The organism is Demequina litoralis (assembly GCF_030418455.1).
Taxonomy (GTDB): domain Bacteria; phylum Actinomycetota; class Actinomycetes; order Actinomycetales; family Demequinaceae; genus Demequina; species Demequina litoralis.
On the sequence record NZ_JAUHPW010000016.1, the window covers coordinates 1 to 2,007 of the forward strand.

A 2,007-nucleotide genomic window follows, 5' to 3' on the forward strand; every position below is an offset into this window, starting at 1 on the left:
TGTGAACCGCGGATTTGCCTACGGTTCGGCCTACACCCTTAGACGTGGACTACCATCGCCACGCTCGGCTACCTTCCTGCGTCACCCCTGTTAATACGCTTGACTACTACGGATCTGGTTCGTGCGCGCCACCGAGCTCCCCCCGAAGGGTTCGCCGGCTTTGGGCACTTAGCATCGTCCGCCTCGTCATGGGCGGTTCTTCGCCGGTACGGGAATATCAACCCGTTGTCCATCGACTACGCCTGTCGGCCTCGCCTTAGGTCCCGACTTACCCAGGGCGGATTAACCTGGCCCTGGAACCCTTGGTCATTCGGCGGACGGGTTTCTCACCCGTCTTTCGCTACTCATGCCTGCATTCTCACTCGTGTGGCGTCCACCGCTGGGTTACCCCGCGACTTCACCCGCCACACGACGCTCCCCTACCCATCCACACGCCTGGACCACGAAGGCCTAGCACATATGTGAATGACACAACTTCGGCGGTGTACTTGAGCCCCGCTACATTGTCGGCGCGGAATCACTTGACCAGTGAGCTATTACGCACTCTTTCAAGGGTGGCTGCTTCTAAGCCAACCTCCTGGTTGTCTATGCAACTCCACATCCTTTCCCACTTAGCACACGCTTAGGGGCCTTAGTTGGTGTTCTGGGCTGTTTCCCTCTCGACTACGAAGCTTATCCCCCGCAGTCTCACTGCTGCGCTCTCACTTACCGGCATTCGGAGTTTGGCTGACGTCAGTAACCTGGTGGGGCCCATCGGCCATCCAGTAGCTCTACCTCCGGCAAGAAACACGCAACGCTGCACCTAAATGCATTTCGGGGAGAACCAGCTATCACGAAGTTTGATTGGCCTTTCACCCCTATCCACAGCTCATCCCCTCGGTTTTCAACCCAAGTGGGTTCGGCCCTCCACGCGGTCTTACCCGCGCTTCAGCCTGGCCATGGATAGATCACTTCGCTTCGGGTCTAGACCCAGCGACTCAAACGCCCTGTTCGGACTCGCTTTCGCTACGGCTGCCCCACACGGGTTAACCTTGCCACTGAGCACTAACTCGCAGGCTCATTCTTCAAAAGGCACGCCGTCACCCCAGCTAAGGAGGCTCCGACGGATTGTAAGCACACGGTTTCAGGTACTATTTCACTCCCCTCTCGGGGTACTTTTCACCCTTCCCTCACGGTACTGATTCGCTATCGGTCAGTAGGTAGTATTTAGGCTTACAGAGTGGTCTCTGCAGATTCACACGGGATTTCTCGGGCCCCGTGCTACTTGGGATGACTCTCAGGAGTCCGCATGATTTCGGCTACGGGGGTCGCACCCTCTACGCCGGGCCTTTCAATGCCCTTCGCCTATCACACGGATTTCTGACTCCTCGACTGTCCGGCAGAACAGTCCGAAAGGTCCCACAACCCCGCACACGCAACCCCTGCCGGGTATCACACGCATACGGTTTGGCCTCATCCGCTTTCGCTCGCCACTACTCACGGAATATCTCTTCCTGTCGGTACTGAGATGTTTCACTTCCCGACGTTCCCTCCACACGCCCTATGTGTTCAGGCGTGGGTCACTGGACATGACTCCAGCGGGGTTTCCCCATTCGGACATCCTCGGATCACAGCTTGTTTGCCAGCTCCCCGAGGCTTATCGCAGGCTACAACGTCCTTCTTCGGCTCCTACTGCCAAGGCATCCACCATGTGCTCTTAAAAACTTGACCACAGATATCAAAGATGCTCGCGTCCACTGTGCAGTTCTCAAACGACGGACGAACCCACCCCCACACCCCACACCTACAAGACTCAAGCCCTGCGGTTTGATGGGAGGAGATGGTCCGCAACCGTGCCCACCACCAGACAGCCCCCGTCGTGACGACGGCGAGCGAACCTGGCGACAGGTTCGACGGTCTGAAAGATAGAACGAGAACGTCCGACCCCTCAGGACCCAACAGCGTGCCAGCCGACAACCCCATCCGTGAGCGACCCCTCGTTCCAACCTCGCAAGCGAGGCGTACTAG

1 rRNA gene is annotated in these 2,007 nt (G+C 57.9%); it reads right to left on the reverse strand.

The features are described from left to right. A 23S ribosomal RNA gene (locus QQX09_RS14225) occupies positions 1-1,710 on the reverse strand; the annotation flags it as partial. Positions 1,711-2,007 lie beyond the last annotated feature (297 nt).